Source organism: Arthrobacter sp. B0316-1-20, from assembly GCF_059091865.1.
This window is the reverse complement of sequence record NZ_JBNHHC010000011.1, coordinates 108,385-123,485: the sequence shown is the minus strand read 5'-3', so window position 1 is coordinate 123,485 and position 15,101 is coordinate 108,385. Positions and strand designations below refer to the sequence as shown.

14 protein-coding genes are annotated in these 15,101 nt (G+C 61.1%); 6 read left to right on the top strand and 8 right to left on the bottom strand.

Annotation, left to right across the window (positions count from 1 at the left end):
* Nucleotides 1-694 precede the first annotated feature (694 nt).
* The 8 genes from AC5RW2_RS19185 to rpmH form a co-directional block, all read right to left on the bottom strand.
* Complete coding sequence (locus tag AC5RW2_RS19185) at nucleotides 695-1,999, bottom strand: ParB/RepB/Spo0J family partition protein (RefSeq protein ID WP_493963621.1); 1,305 nt, start codon at nucleotides 1,997-1,999, stop codon at nucleotides 695-697.
* A gap of 86 nt (nucleotides 2,000-2,085) precedes the next feature.
* On the bottom strand, nucleotides 2,086-3,165 hold the full coding sequence (locus tag AC5RW2_RS19180; RefSeq protein ID WP_493963620.1) for a ParA family protein: 1,080 nt from the start codon (nucleotides 3,163-3,165) through the stop codon (nucleotides 2,086-2,088).
* A gap of 105 nt (nucleotides 3,166-3,270) precedes the next feature.
* The gene (gene rsmG / locus AC5RW2_RS19175; protein WP_493963806.1) at nucleotides 3,271-3,906 is read right to left on the bottom strand and encodes a 16S rRNA (guanine(527)-N(7))-methyltransferase RsmG; all 636 of its coding nucleotides are present in this window, start codon (nucleotides 3,904-3,906) and stop codon (nucleotides 3,271-3,273) included.
* 40 nt (nucleotides 3,907-3,946) lie between these two features.
* A complete protein-coding gene (locus AC5RW2_RS19170; protein WP_493951727.1) occupies nucleotides 3,947-4,513 on the bottom strand; it encodes a Jag family protein in 567 nt (188 codons plus the stop codon).
* Nucleotides 4,510-5,475, bottom strand: a complete 966-nt coding sequence (gene yidC / locus AC5RW2_RS19165) for a membrane protein insertase YidC (RefSeq protein WP_493940598.1) — start codon at nucleotides 5,473-5,475, stop codon at nucleotides 4,510-4,512. The genes AC5RW2_RS19170 and yidC overlap by 4 nt, the downstream gene beginning before the upstream one ends.
* A 14-nt stretch (nucleotides 5,476-5,489) precedes the next feature.
* A complete protein-coding gene (gene yidD / locus AC5RW2_RS19160; protein ID WP_493951728.1) occupies nucleotides 5,490-5,888 on the bottom strand; it encodes a membrane protein insertion efficiency factor YidD in 399 nt (132 codons plus the stop codon).
* Nucleotides 5,885-6,280, bottom strand: coding sequence for a ribonuclease P protein component (rnpA, locus tag AC5RW2_RS19155; RefSeq protein WP_493963619.1), 396 nt, complete (start codon nucleotides 6,278-6,280; stop codon nucleotides 5,885-5,887). The genes yidD and rnpA overlap by 4 nt, the downstream gene beginning before the upstream one ends.
* A 72-nt stretch (nucleotides 6,281-6,352) precedes the next feature.
* Nucleotides 6,353-6,490, bottom strand: a complete 138-nt coding sequence (rpmH, locus tag AC5RW2_RS19150; protein ID WP_127513203.1) for a 50S ribosomal protein L34 — start codon at nucleotides 6,488-6,490, stop codon at nucleotides 6,353-6,355.
* Nucleotides 6,491-6,916: 426 nt separating this feature from the next.
* On the opposite strand from rpmH, the gene dnaA reads away from it, so the two are divergent.
* The 6 genes from dnaA (at nucleotide 6,917) to gyrB (ending at nucleotide 15,088) form a co-directional block, all read left to right on the top strand.
* Nucleotides 6,917-8,332: a chromosomal replication initiator protein DnaA gene (gene dnaA, locus AC5RW2_RS19145; RefSeq protein WP_493951730.1), complete on the top strand. Its 1,416-nt coding sequence runs from the start codon at nucleotides 6,917-6,919 to the stop codon at nucleotides 8,330-8,332.
* A gap of 508 nt (nucleotides 8,333-8,840) precedes the next feature.
* Entirely contained in the window at nucleotides 8,841-9,965 is a 1,125-nt protein-coding gene (gene dnaN / locus AC5RW2_RS19140) for a DNA polymerase III subunit beta (RefSeq protein ID WP_493940595.1), read from the top strand.
* Between the two features lie 41 nt (nucleotides 9,966-10,006).
* Complete coding sequence (gene gnd / locus AC5RW2_RS19135; protein WP_493963805.1) at nucleotides 10,007-10,924, top strand: phosphogluconate dehydrogenase (NAD(+)-dependent, decarboxylating); 918 nt, start codon at nucleotides 10,007-10,009, stop codon at nucleotides 10,922-10,924.
* A gap of 10 nt (nucleotides 10,925-10,934) precedes the next feature.
* Nucleotides 10,935-12,131: a DNA replication/repair protein RecF gene (gene recF / locus AC5RW2_RS19130; RefSeq protein WP_493963618.1), complete on the top strand. Its 1,197-nt coding sequence runs from the start codon at nucleotides 10,935-10,937 to the stop codon at nucleotides 12,129-12,131.
* Between the two features lie 130 nt (nucleotides 12,132-12,261).
* Nucleotides 12,262-12,750 (top strand): DciA family protein, encoded by a 489-nt coding sequence (locus tag AC5RW2_RS19125; protein WP_493963804.1) that lies wholly within the window; start codon nucleotides 12,262-12,264, stop codon nucleotides 12,748-12,750.
* Nucleotides 12,751-13,066: 316 nt separating this feature from the next.
* Nucleotides 13,067-15,088 (top strand): DNA topoisomerase (ATP-hydrolyzing) subunit B, encoded by a 2,022-nt coding sequence (gene gyrB / locus AC5RW2_RS19120; protein WP_493963803.1) that lies wholly within the window; start codon nucleotides 13,067-13,069, stop codon nucleotides 15,086-15,088.
* Nucleotides 15,089-15,101 lie beyond the last annotated feature (13 nt).

Genomic DNA, 15,101 nt, shown 5'->3' with positions numbered 1-15,101 from the left:
CAATGTTGTCGCCGAAAACCGCTCTTGGTCGGCAGTTTTGTGGGGTAGTAATCCCGGCTCCGAGTATCCTCATATGCTCATCCTGCTCATATGTCCCGGCCGAGTGCTCATAAAGTCTGCTTGGTCTTGTTTCACGTGAAACGGAGGGCACGGCCTACAAGCGGTGCGCGCTGGTCACCCCGGCTGGAGCTCGTTCTGGAGGCACTAGGAGGACAGCGGCCAGAAGGGCCGAATGCAATTCACCGCGTCAGAATGCAGGGCTGGTTCCGGACACCCACTGGGCGGGAGGTTGGAGCGCGCTTCCCCCGCAGGCCCACCGATTCGGGGCCGGCTACGACAAAGCGCAGTGACCGATGACAGCCAGAAGCGCGCGTACATGTGAGGAACAAAAAGGAGCGTGCGTTTCACGTGGAACATTTCCCGCCCTCTAGGCCGGTGCGACGTGCCTGTCTCGGGTCCCCTTTGCGAGAACAAAATGTCGGACAGCACAAGTACGCAAGCGCAAACGCAAAAGCGAAAAAGGGAAACCGACTACTAAAGCAGGGCAACACACGGGTCCGACCCTAACAACGCTTGCTAGTCGTAGAATGAGACGCACGGCCAGATCCGGTACAAACTTCTGCAATCCAGAACCCGCTAATACGAAGGGCCCGTCCACACTGGACGGGCCCCTCGTTTCACGTGAAACATCCGGCTAAGGGGCCGCCGGATTCAGGACATCCATGATGCGGTTCAAATCATCGACGCTTGCGAATTCAATGCTGACTCTGCCCTTCTTGGCGCCCAGGGTGATCTTTACACTGGTGTCCAAGCGATCGGATAGAGAGTTGGCCAAGTAATCGAGCCGCTCGTGCCGGGCTCCCTCGCGGGGCCGCCCCTCCCGTTTCGGCCGGCGAAGGCCATCGCTAAGGGAAACGATCTCTTCGGTGGCACGAACGGACAACCCCTCAGCAACAATCCGCTGGGCCAGCTTCTCCATTTCGGCGGGATCTGTGAGGGCTAGGAGGGCACGGGCATGACCAGCACTGAGAACACCCGCAGCTACCCGGCGCTGCACCAGCGGTGGCAGCTTCATCAACCGCAAAGTGTTGGAGACCTGCGGGCGCGAGCGACCGATACGATCCGCGAGCTCGTCATGTGTGCAGCCGAAGTCGTCCAGCAGCTGCTGGTACGCCGCAGCCTCTTCGAGCGGGTTGAGTTGGCTTCGATGCAGGTTTTCAAGAAGTGCGTCGCGAAGGAGATCGTCATCCAAGGTGGACCGGATGATTGCCGGGATGGTTTCCAACCCAGCAGCCTTGGTAGCCCGCCAACGGCGTTCGCCCATGACCAGCTCGTACTGGGCGTCCACATCATCAGCCGGACGGACAACGATGGGTTGCAGTACACCGATTTCCCGAATCGAATGCACCAGTTCAGCCATGTCTTCTTCATCGAAGACCGTACGCGGCTGTTTGCGGTTTGGCTGAATTGCTGAAACCAGTACCTCTGCAAAGGTCGCCCCTGGAACTTCAACCAGGTCCGGTCCTGCTGTTTCACGTGAAACACTCGTGCCGGAGGGCTGCTGCTGACCACCGCTCGCGCCATCCGCCGGCTGCTCGGTCGCGGGTACGCTGGGCTCTTTGGAGTCCTCTGCCGAGATCCGGCCGCCGGTCTGCGGAGCCGGATCAGAGGTCTCACTCTTGTCCGTTTTCTTGGGTGCTGGCTTCTTGGAGGCAGGCTTCTTGGTTCCATTCGGCGTGGTTCGCCGCGGGGCCCTGAGAACCTCGGCCATCTGCGCCGCACTCGACCCCCCAACCGAATCTGAATCGGTGCTGGTAATATCCGGCGCATCCGCATCATCCCGTAGGGAGGATGCAGGGAAGAAGACGTCGACAGGACGCTGGGTTCGCTTCCTGGCTAAAGACCCCTGGACTTCGGTTGTTTTGGGCTCTTCGCTTACAGGAGTGCTGGGAATCAGTGCGCCCAAGCCTCGTCCTAAGCCACGGCGTTTTTCACTCATCTGGACCCTCTTCCGTCATGCGCCGAGCTGTCGCGCACTACCTCGTTTAAGGCGTAATTCTAACGTCTTACAGACCGAATTCTCGGTTACTTGCCTCGCTCAGCGATTTCAGCAGCGGCCTCCTGATACGACAAGGCTCCGCTGGAGGACGGGTCATAAGTGATAACCGTCTGCTGGTAGCTCGGCGCCTCGGAAATGCGGACAGACCGGGGAACAACCGCGCTTAAAACCTCGTTGGGGAAGTGTTCCCTGACCTCGGCTGCCACTTGAGCGGCGAGGTTCGTGCGGCCGTCGTACATTGTTAGCAGGATGGTTGAAACCACCAAGCCAGCGTTGAGGTGCTTCTGAATCATCTCGATGTTCTTGAGGAGCTGGCTCAACCCTTCCAGGGCGTAGTACTCACACTGAATGGGAATCAGAACCTCTTGGGCCGCAACAAACGCGTTCACCGTTAGGAGGCCGAGGCTGGGTGGGCAGTCGATGAAGACATAATCCAACCGGGGCAAGCCGGCGGCATCACGCTCCTGCGCATAAACTTCGATAGCGCGCCGTAGGCGCTGTTCTCTTGCCACCAGTGAGACGAGCTCAATCTCTGCACCAGCCAGGTGAATGGTGGCGGGCGCAACGATCAAATGGTTGATGTCAGGGCATTGAGCAATCACTTCACCCAACGGCATGTCGTTGATGAGGACGTCATAGATGCTGTCAACATCCGCATGATGCTCGACGCCGAGAGCCGTCGACGCGTTTCCCTGGGGGTCGATGTCGATGACAAGAACGTTCAGGCCAGCCATAGCCAGAGCAGCTGCGATATTGACCGTGGTGGTGGTTTTGCCGACCCCGCCCTTTTGGTTGCTGACCGTCAGCACCCTGGTTTGAGCTGGCCGGGGAAGTTGTTTGGCCTTCAATCGTTCACGCCTACGGTTTTCGCTCGCCAGTTCTTGAGCGAGAGGTGTGCTTTCGTCGATCGAATCCATAACGTTCGGAACCGTAGCCTCTATCTTGACGTCGGAGTTGGCCGCTTCGGCCCGATTAGCGCTGGAGGTTTCACGTGAAACAAGTCCGGTTCCGGTGCTCGAAACAACCGCAACTGGTTGACGGGGGTCTTCGAGAGAAGATGACCCATCGGTTGCGGTCTCACCCACTCCCGATACCATGTCGCTCATCGCCATTTTCGATTTGCCCGCTTTCACTCTCCCGGCACGACCCCTCTTAGCCTATCGTTGCGCGGCCGGTTTCACGGGCGATCCGAGGGTGTGTGGACCAACAGGTTACGCTGCAACGAGGATTCGAACGACCGTCGTCGGCTCTTCCAGGAGTCCATCTCCGACGGTCAAGATCTCTGTTTCGCGGCCGCCCAACTTCCGAATGACTTTCGCAGCCTTCTCCACTTCGTCGGCAGCGCTGCGACCCTTGATGGCGAGCATCTCGCCGCTACCGTGCAGCAGTGGAATCGACAGTCGCGCAAGTTTGTCCAAAGCGGATACTGCCCGGGACGTCACGACATCTGCTGAAACGTCGTCCGCGGCAAGCTCAGCCCGTGTACGTACTACGGTAACGTTGTCGAGCCCCAAGTCATCGACCACTTCATTGAGCCAGACTACCCGCCGCTCCAAGGGCTCTATCAGCGTCAGGCGCAAGTCGGGCCGCGCTAACGCCAAAGTCAATCCCGGCAGGCCGGCGCCGCTCCCGACGTCAGCAACCGCGGCGTCTGGACCTATCAGGTTGGCGACAACCGCGCAGTTCAGGACGTGCCGGTTCCACAACCGCGGGACTTCACGGGGGCCCAACAGCCCCCGTTCGATTCCGGACGTGGCCAAATGCGCAACGTAGCGTTCGGCCAGATTCAGCCGGTCGCCGAAAACGGCCTGGGCAGCCCTGGACTCTGCCACCGTCATCTCAACTATGGACATACCTATGCCCTATCCAACCAGCAACTGAACAAGGTCAGGACTCCACCGACACAACAATGTGGCGGTTGGAACCTTCGCCCTCCGATTCGCTGACCAGGCCAAGGTCAGCGATGGCGTCATGAACGATCTTGCGTTCATACGCGCTCATCGGCTCCAGTGCCACATCCTGTCCGGATTCCTTGGCCTCGGCGACCGCATCCTGCGCGATCTTGAGCAGTTCCTTGCTGCGGCCTTCGCGGTAGCCGGTGATATCCAAAACCAACCGCGAACGGCTGCCAGTTGACGTCAGGACAGACAACCGGGCCAGCTCCTGCAAAGCCTCGAGCACTTCTCCGTCGGCCCCTACGAGCGACTTGAGGGCCTCATTGTCCTCGTCTTCGGAAACGATAGAGATGTACGTGCGACCATTGCGCACTTCAATATCGATGTCCCCATCGATATCAGCGATGTCGAGGAGTTCCTCAAGGTAGTCCGCAGCTACGTCTCCCTCTTCGTCCAAACGCTTGGCAGAATTCGAAAGGGCAGCCTCCTGCTGTTCGTCTGCCGCAGCTGCTTCGCCGGAAAGTTCTTCAGTCACTTCGGATACGCTTTCGCTGCTCATTTTCTCTTCCTGTTCTTACGCTGTGGCTGATGGCGCTGGCCTTTCGGCTCCGCGGGAGCTTCGACAGCAGGCTCTTCTGTCTTCCGCTCACCGAGCAGCGGAACCATCGGCAAGCCCTTCTTCGCGCGCCGATCCGCCAATTCGCGGGCAGCCTGCGAACCAGGGGTAGGCATGCGCCGGATGACGAAGAACTGCTGAGCCATGGTCCAAATGTTGGTGGTCGTCCAGTAGATCAGAACACCGATCGGGAAGTTGATGCCGCCGATGCCAAAGACGAGCGGCAGGATGTACAACATCATTTGCTGCTGCTTCATAAACGGGGACTGCATGGCTTCGGCAGACATGTTCTTGGCCATGATCTGCTTCTGGGTGATGAACTGCGAGGCCGTCATGGCCAGGATCATGATGATCGACAGGACAACAACCGCGCCTTGGTTCGCTCCACCGCCGCCGTGAAGCAGGGACGCCGATAGCGGGGCGCCGAAAATGGATGACGCATCGAACTGCCGGATGAGTTCGGGGGAAAGCGCGCCGATGCCCTCACCGTTGGCGCTGGCGTGGGAGGCGGTGCTGAGCACCCGGAACAGTGCGAAGAAGAATGGCATCTGGACCAGCATCGGCAAGCAGGCCGAGAACGGGTTGGTTCCGTGCTTCTTGTACAGCGCCATCTGCTCCTGCGTCATAGCCTGACGCGAAAGCTGATCGGTTTTTCCCTTGTACTTCTGCTGCAACTTGCGCAAGTCAGGTTGCAGGGCCTGCATTCCCCGCTGGGCCTTGATCTGCTTGACGAAGACCGGGATGAGGGCGGCGCGGATCACCAACACGAGCCCGATGATCGAAAAAGTCCATGTCCAGCCATTGGCCGGATCCAACCCCAACCAAGACAGGCCGGCGTGGAAAGCCCACAGGATCCACGACACTACCCAAGTGAAAGGCAGCAGGATCGTGCTCAGGAAGTCCATTGTCTATTTACTCCTCAAGCCGCTTCGCGGCCTTCATCGTCGGCCGGAATCACTGGGTGATTGAGTTCGATTATCCGGGGAATTCTGGCAGGGTTCTCCTGCAGCCACAGGTCAAAGGAAGGCGACGCCGGAACAGGGTCGACGCCACCGGGATTCCAAGGATGGCATCGGCATAACCGTCGCGCAGCCAGCCAGCTGCCTTTGGTGGCACCATAAACGGTCACAGCTTCAAGGGCATAGGCAGAACAAGACGGGAAAAAGCGACACACCTGGCCATACAACGGCGAAATGGTCTTGCGGTAGACCGCGAGAGCGCCAATCAATACGGACTGAGGGATCGTGTGGATCCGCTTGGCGGTGGCGGTGGGAGAGGGAGCCTGCGTGCAATGGGCAGTGGAACTCATGCCGCTCATCCCTTCTCCTCGGGCGCAACGCGCGCACGCGCTGTAGGCGTTGCAGTCAACTTCATCACGGCCGTTTTGAGCGCCTTCCGGTAATCATGTTCCAACGCGTCGAAATCCGCACTGGACGCTGCCGGAAGAGCGCGCACAACAACCGCGAGTCCTTGGGAACACTGATTGTCCCTCAGACTAGCCGCTGCGAGTTCCCGCAGTCTTCTCTTAACGCGGTTGCGGATGACGGCGTTCCCCACAGCCTTAGAGACGATGAAGCCAAAGGCAGTAGGTTCGGCCGGCCTAACAGCTGCCGCATATAACACCAAGTTCCGGCGCCCTGATCGGACGCCGGAACGGACAGTTGTTGAGAAGTCCGCCGATGCGCGCATCCTGTGCTGACTGGAAAGCATGGCGCTACACAGTCGGCCGAAATGCGATGCTGCGGGAACGGAACCTCACAGCCAGATCGACAAACCGGCTATTTAGGCCGACAGTTCGGTACGGCCCTTGCTGCGGCGTGCTGCCAGGATGGCGCGGCCGGCGCGAGTGCGCATGCGAAGGCGGAAGCCGTGCTTCTTGGCACGACGGCGGTTATTCGGCTGAAAAGTCCGCTTGCTCACGGTGGTTACTCCAAGACGGTCGACAGATGCGGTTGGACCCGTTGCAACAGGGGGAAGAACAGGTCGACGCTCTGATATAGGCGCCTACTTCAGGACCTGGACGCAGGGCGTGCACGGATACCAAAGTAGACATGAAGGACTAGTCAACGTTAGGCGATGGCGGCAAGAACCGTCAAACCAGCAGCCTCGCCGCCCGGGCGTTTCCGTGGATAACGCCTGTGGACAACTCTAGCAAAAACGCGATGCGCCCGGTTTAAAGGCCTCAGGGCAGGGCGTCCACAGGCCCCTGCATCCCAGCTGTTATCAAGCAGAATCATGCTCTACGCTTGCAGGAGCCCCTTATCCACCGTCTGTGAATAAGTCTGTGGATTTCGGGCACGCTGTCGGCAGAGGCCGAAGCAAGATGAGCTTTTGAGGGGTATCTAGGTGGACACGGACCAAATAAACGACGTCGGAAGTTCCTGGCGCAAAGTGGTCCGCACGCTGGAACAGGACGATCGCGTCACGCCCAGGCAGCGCGGTTTCATCGTTTTGGCCCAAGCAAAGGGGCTGATCGGGACGACGTTGCTGGTTGCACTCCCCAACGAACTGACCCGCGAAGTCTTTCAGTCGCAGCAGCTCAAGGAACCGCTGCACGACGCGCTGTTCGAAGTTTTCAAGGACGATATCTTGTGCGCTTTCAGCGTCGACACGGATATGGCTCCGCAGGCCGAACCAGAACCCGAACAAGAGCCCCGGCCGGCTCCCCCGGTCGTGCGGAACGAGGCACTGCCCCAGCCGCCAAAGGAGAGCACCTCCCAGGAGCTGGGCCGGCTCAACCCGAAATACATTTTCGACACGTTCGTCATTGGCTCGTCCAACCGCTTCGCACACGCGGCTGCCGTAGCGGTGGCCGAAGCCCCCGCAAAGGCGTACAACCCACTGTTCATTTACGGCGATTCCGGACTGGGCAAAACGCACCTGCTGCACGCCATCGGGCATTACGCCCGCCATCTCTATAACGGCATCCGTGTCCGGTACGTCAACTCCGAAGAATTCACCAACGACTTCATCAACTCCATCCGCGACGATGAAGGCGCCAGCTTCAAGCAGCTGTACCGCAACGTCGACATCTTGCTGATCGACGACATCCAGTTCCTGGCCAACAAGGATGCGACGCAGGAAGAGTTCTTCCATACGTTTAATGCCCTCCACAACCACAGCAAGCAAGTAGTGATCACTTCGGACCTGCCGCCGAAACAGCTCTCCGGTTTCGAAGAACGGATGCGGTCGCGCTTCGAATGGGGGCTGTTGACGGACATCCAGCCACCAGAGCTGGAGACCCGGATCGCCATTCTGCGCAAGAAGGCCATCAGCGAGGGGCTGTCTGTGCCCGATGAGGTCCTCGAATACATCGCCTCCAAGATCTCCACCAACATCCGTGAACTTGAGGGCGCACTGATCCGGGTGACCGCGTTTGCCAGCCTTAATCAACAGGCAGTGGACATGGGCCTTGCCGAGATCGTGCTCAAAGACCTCATCACCGACGAGGGCGCGCAGGAAATCACTTCGGCCACGATCCTTGGCCAGACGGCGGCCTACTTCAAGCTCAGCATGGAGGAACTGACCAGTAAGTCGCGTACCCGGACGCTGGTGACGGCACGCCAGATCGCCATGTACTTGTGCAGGGAGCTGACCGACATGTCCTTGCCGAAGATCGGCCAGGAACTTGGCGGCCGCGACCACACCACCGTCATCCACGCAGACCGAAAGATCCGCGAGCTGATGGCGGAACGCCGCGCGATCTACAACCAGGTAACGGAACTGACCAACCGCATTAAGCAGCAGCAGCGCGACAGTTAGCCTCGCCGGCGCCTACGCGACTGGAACTACACCGCTGAAATTAACAGGTGTGGATAAGGCTGTGGATAGTTAAGTGGAGAACCCCGGTACTTAAGAGGACAACTGCCCGGTTGCCTGTGGATGCGCGAAATCACAAGGATTTTCGTCCACAGCCGCCCAGCACAGTCTTCGATCTCCCTGCACATCTTGTGAACAGGCAACTTCCGCGCAGCAGCAAGCAAGACCGAGGTTTTCCACAGTATCCACAGCTGTTATTAACACTACGAATCCCATTATTTGAAGTTCTTTCGAATAACATTTGACCCTGTCCCGGTTCCCCGACGCCCCGCAGAACAGCTGAAGCGAACATCGCCATGCTCCCGGTGCGCATTGACCGTTGCTGCGGCTAAGCTTGCACAGAGAATTGTTGCCATCTGCTTCAGCCTGATGCCGTAGTCCAAGCATTTGCACCAGGCCAGACGCAGGCGGCCTTCCCCAGCATGTTCGTTGTGAAAGGCGGCTTACTTCAGTGAAGTTCAGAGTTGATCGGGATGTTCTGGCGGAAGCCGTGACATGGACAGCCCGTTCCCTGTCACCTCGTCCGCCGGTGCCCGTTCTATCGGGCCTGCTCATTCGTGCTGAAGGCGGGATGGTCAGCCTTGCCAGTTTCGACTACGAGATTTCGGCCCGTCTTCAGATTCCGGCGGACGTTTCCGCTGAGGGAACAATCCTGGTATCCGGACGCCTCTTGGCCGACATCTGCCGCAGCTTGCCTTCGGCCCCTGTCGACATCGAAACCGATGGCTCAAAAGTCGCGCTGACCTGCCGGAACAGCCGGTTCAACCTGGCAACCATGCCGGAAGGCGATTATCCGGAGCTGCCGGCGCTGCCTGATGTCAGCGGAGTGGTGGACGGAGAAGCTTTCGCCCAAGCCGTCAGCCAGGTGATTATTGCGGCGAGCCGTGACGACACTCTGCCCATCCTGACCGGTGTCCGGATGGAAATTGAAGGCGATTTGATCACCTTGCTGTCGACGGACCGCTATCGCCTGGCACTGCGTGAACTTCACTGGCGTCCGAGCACTCCGGGCATTTCCACCAGCGCCCTGGTGAAAGCCAAAACGCTGAGCGAGGTGGCCAAGACCCTTGGCGGATCCGGCGACCTCAACATTGCCTTGTCCGACAACAGCGAACTGATCGGGTTCGAAAGCGGCGGCCGCCGAACCACGTCGTTGCTGGTGGACGGTGACTATCCAAAGATCCGATCGTTGTTCCCGGACAACACGCCGATCCACGCGACCGTGGAGACGACAACCCTGATCGAAGCGGTCCGCCGCGTTTCGCTGGTGGCCGAGCGCAACACCCCGGTCCGGTTGGCCTTCACTGACGGCCTCTTGACGTTGGACGCAGGAACAGGCGAAGACGCCCAGGCTTCCGAGGCGATTGAAGCTGCGCTCTCGGGCGATGAGATCACCGTCGCCTTCAACCCGCACTACCTTTCCGAAGGCTTGAGCGCGTTTGACAGCAAATACGTCCGGTTTTCCTTCACCACGCCGCCCAAGCCTGCGGTCATCTCCGCTCAAGACGATCTCGAGGGCGAGGACAAGGAAGACTACCGGTACCTGCTGATGCCAGTGAGGTTGCCCAACCAGTAGCCGCCCCAGCCGCCCATCGACGAGAGGAAAGAGTGAGTACCATGCACATCGGACTGATCGGCTTGGGTCGGATGGGTTTCAACATGCGACAGCGGCTTCGGGACGGTGGCATCGAGGTGACCGGGTATGACCGCAACCCCGAGGTCAGCGACACCGCATCAGTCGAGGAACTGATCCAGTCACTGCCGGTCCCGCGCACCGTATGGGTGATGGTGCCTTCTGGTTCGGTTACCGACTCAGTCATCACCGAACTGGCGGACAAGCTCTCCGCCGGGGACCTGGTCATTGACGGCGGAAACTCCAAGTTCACCGCGGACCGGGACCATGACGCGCTTCTGGCCGACCGGGAGATTGGCTTCCTCGATGTTGGCGTATCGGGCGGCGTGTGGGGTCTGGAGAATGGCTACGGCTTGATGGCCGGCGGACGTGCCGAGCTGGTCGAGGCAGCGATGCCGCTCTTCGACGCCTTGCGGCCGGAAGGTCCACGGGAGGAAAGTTTCGTCCACGTGGGCGACGTCGGTGCCGGCCACTACGCCAAAATGGTGCACAACGGGATCGAATACGGACTGATGCAGGCGTACGCCGAAGGGTACGAACTGCTGGAAGCCAAGGACATCATCAAGGACGTCTCGGGAACCTTCAGAGCCTGGCAAAAGGGAACGGTGGTCCGGTCCTGGCTGCTGGACCTGATGGTGAAGGCCCTCGAAGAAGACCCCGGCTTGAGCCAGATCAGCGGTTACGTCGAGGATTCCGGCGAAGGCCGGTGGACGGTCGAAGAAGCCATCGCACACGCTGTTCCCGCCCCGGCCATCACCGCCGCGTTGTTTGCCCGGTTCGCATCACGCGAAGATGATGCCCCCGCCATGAAGATGGTGGCTGCCCTGCGCAATCAGTTTGGCGGGCATCCCGTCAGGAAGCCCGGACAGACCCAGCCCAACCACGGCACCGAGCCGAAGTAGCAGTACCGCATTGTTTGTTGAATTCCTTTCGCTGACTGATTTCCGCACCTACCCGCAGCTGGATATCGCCTTAAAGCCGGGCGTTACCGTGTTTGTTGGGTCAAACGGCGTCGGCAAAACCAATATCGTCGAGGCCATCGGCTATCTGGCCTCCCTCTCCTCGCACCGGGTCAGCAATGACGCACCGCTGATCCGGTTCGACAGCCCGCGTTCCTTAGTGCGCGCCAGGATAGACCGCGGTGGACGCAGCACGTCGCTGGAGCTTGAAATCACCGCCGGCAAGGCCAACAGGGCGCGCATCAACCGGGGCGCTCCGGTGCGTGCCCGCGACATTTTGGGCCACCTGCGCACGGTGCTCTTTGCTCCCGAGGACCTGGCACTCGTCAAAGGCGACCCGTCCAACCGGCGACGCTTCCTGGACGAGCTGCTGGCCAGCTTGGTTCCGCATCACGCGGCCACGCGCAGTGACTTCGAACGCGTCCTCAAACAGCGCAATGCGCTGCTCAAGTCCGCCCGCGCCAGCGGACGGTTCACCGCCGCTCATGAAGCGACGCTGGAGGTGTGGGACCAGCACATGGCGGAGGCCGGCGCCGCGCTGCTGAAGGCGAGGTTGGAACTTGTGGGCCTCCTGCAGCCGCACCTGGACGCGGCCTATGCGGCGCTGACGGATGGCTCCAAGCGGGCTGCCGCCGTGTACCGGTCCACCATCCACAGCCAGTTATCGGATGATGGCGAGGTTGAGAACGACGGCGGCGCCGGCCTTCCGCCGTTGGCGACCCTGAGCACTGTGGAACTGGCAGGGCTTTACCTTGCCGCCTTCAAGCAGCAACGCAAGCGCGAAGTGGAGCGGGGGATTTCGCTGGTGGGTCCCCACCGCGATGAGCTGGAACTGATGCTGGGACAGGCGCCCGCCAAAGGCTACGCCTCCCACGGCGAAACCTGGTCCTTGGCGCTGGCCCTGCGGCTGGCGTCCTACTACGTGTTCTGCGATGACGATCCTGCCCCCGGCGCGGCGCCGGTCCTGATTCTCGACGACGTCTTTGCCGAACTGGACAACCAGCGCCGGTCTAAGCTCGCCGGCATCGTTGCCGGCGCCGAGCAAGTGATCGTGACCGCCGCCGTGGCCGAAGACATCCCTGAAACACTGAGCGGCGAACAGTTCAAGGTGGTTCCGGGAGGCGTGGCCAGTGGCCAGGAAACCGTCTGAGCGCCGGCTGAACGCGCAGGAACAGGCAGAACAGCCGGTCCAATCCGGCCTGCCGGATATTGCGGGGCGTCCGCAGCCGGCCGGGCCGCCGACAGCGGAGCCCGCCCACGGCGCAGGTGCCGAGGAGGACTTGGACGCGGCGAAAGCGGTCCTCAACAGGGTGCGCCTGGCGGCGGCCGCGCGTGGCGACGTGCGCACCCGGGCCAACAGCCGCCGTCGTCAATCCCGAGGTAACCGGCCCGCTGCAACACCGCAGGACTTCGGCCGCGATCCGCAGGGCCTGGGCAGGGTGTTCGACCGGTTCGTCGCAGAACGCGGCTGGAACTCCCCCGTGGCCGTGGGGTCAGTGATTTCGCGGTGGGATGAATTGGTCGGCCCGGACATTGCGGCCCACTGCCGGCCCGAAAGCTTCGAGGACACGACGGTGCAAGTGCGCTGCGATTCCACCGCCTGGGCCACGCAGTTGAGACTGCTGAACAGCAACTTGCTGAAGCGCTTTGCCGACAAGTTGGGCCCCGGCGTCGTGACCAAAATCCAGGTATTGGCGCCCGCCGCGCCCAACTGGCGTAAGGGCAAACGGACCGTCAGCGGCCGCGGACCGCGGGATACCTACGGCTGATTCGACCCGTCGAGGCGTGCTATCCGGAATCGTCCGGGAGGCGCTTGCGTAAACGGCATGCAGAGCGCTGCGGAGGCCTACAGACATACACCGTCCCATGTGGCACCCGGCGGCGGCGTTAAAAGCCGGTTTCCGTGCCGCTTAGAGGCATGTTCGTGCAGGATTCACCGTCCCGACACGGTAGAATTGACTGGGCGGCGCCCGTCCTCACGCTGGAGGGGCGCCGACACACGAGTCCATCCGGACGGAACACAAGGAGTCAACGGCAACTGTGGCAGAGGACAACGAGCTGGAAAACACCGGCGCAGAACCCGCAATGGCAGAGGGCAACGACGGCAAGCATTACGACGCCAGCGACATCACTGTCCTCGAAGGTCTGGAAGCCGTCCGCAAGCGGCCAGGCATGTACATCGGTTCCACCGGTCCGCGTGGTCTGCACCACCTGGTCTATGAGGTCGTAGACAACTCCGTTGATGAAGCACTTGCGGGCTACTGCGACACCATCGAAGTCACGCTGATGGCTGACGGCGGTGTCCGCGTGGTGGACAACGGCCGCGGCATCCCCGTGGACATGCATCCGACCGAAGGCAAGCCGACGGTCCAGGTGGTCATGACCATCCTGCACGCCGGCGGCAAATTCGGCGGCGGCGGGTACGCGGTCTCCGGCGGCCTGCACGGCGTCGGCATCTCCGTGGTCAACGCCTTGTCCGCACGAGTGGAAACCGAGATCCGCCGCCAGGGCTACGTCTGGCAGCAGTCGTTCGCCAACGGTGGCATGCCGGTGGGCGATCTGCGCCGCGGCGAGGAGACCACCGAAACCGGGACGTCGCAGACCTTCTGGGCCGATCCGGAAATTTTCGAGTCCACCGAGTACGACTTTGAGACGCTGCGCGCCCGGTTCCAGCAGATGGCCTTCCTGAACAAGGGCCTGAAGATCATCCTGACCGATGAACGCCACCCGGAAACCCACGCCCCGTCCAGCGAAGACGTGGACCTGGACTCGGCCGGTTCCGAGGTCGAGACCACGCAGGAACATCGCCAGGTCGTCTACAAGTACGACAACGGGTTGCTGGATTACGTCACCCACCTGAACTCCTCCAAAAAGGTGGAAGTCATCCACCCCGAGGTCATTGCCTTCGAGACCGAGGACACGGAGCGGAAGCTCTCGGTGGAAATCGCGATGCAGTGGACCACCTCCTACTCGGAGAGCGTCCACACCTACGCCAACACCATCAACACGCATGAAGGCGGCACGCACGAAGAAGGCTTCCGCGCCGCGATGACGTCCTTGATCAACCGCTACGCGCGGGAAAAGAACCTGATCAAGGAGAAGGAAGACAACCTCACCGGCGACGACATCCGCGAAGGCCTGACCGCCGTCGTCTCGATGAAGTTGGGCGAACCCCAGTTCGAGGGCCAGACCAAGACCAAACTGGGCAACTCCGAGGCCAAGGGCTTTGTGCAGCGTGTTGTCACGGACGGGCTCGGCGACTGGCTGGAGCGCAACCCGGGCCCCGCCCGCGACGTCATCCGGAAGTCGATCCAGGCATCGCAGGCCCGGCTGGCCGCGCGGAAGGCACGCGAGTCCACCCGCCGCAAGGGTCTGCTGGAATCCGGCGGCATGCCGGGCAAGCTCAAGGACTGCTCGTCCCGTGACCCATCCAAGTCGGAAATCTACATTGTGGAGGGCGACTCGGCCGGTGGCTCGGCCGTCCGCGGCCGGAACCCGGAAACCCAGGCCATCCTGCCCTTGCGCGGCAAGATCCTGAACGTGGAGCGGGCCAGGCTGGACCGGGCCCTGAGCAACGCCGAAGTCCAGTCCATGATCACCGCGTTCGGTGCCGGCATCGGTGAGGACTTCGACGTCGAGAAGGCCCGCTACCACAAAATCATCCTGATGGCCGATGCCGACGTGGACGGCCAGCACATCACCACGCTGCTGCTGACCCTGCTGTTCCGGTACATGCGTCCGTTGATCGAACACGGTTACGTGTACCTGGCGCAGCCGCCGCTGTACCGGATCAAGTGGTCTAACCACGCGCACGACTATGTGTTCAGCGACCGCGAACGAGACGAAACCGTACGCCGCGGCCTCGCAAACAACCAGCGGCTGCCCAAGGAAAACGGCATCCAGCGGTACAAGGGCCTGGGCGAGATGGACTACACGGAGCTGTGGGACACCACCATGGACCCGGACCACCGCACACTGCTGCAGGTGACCATGGAGGACGCCGCCGCAGCGGACCAGATCTTCTCGGTGCTGATGGGCGAAGACGTCGAATCCCGGCGCTCCTTCATCCAGCAGAATGCCAAGGACGTCCGCTTCCTCGATATCTAGCGTGTCCCCTGGG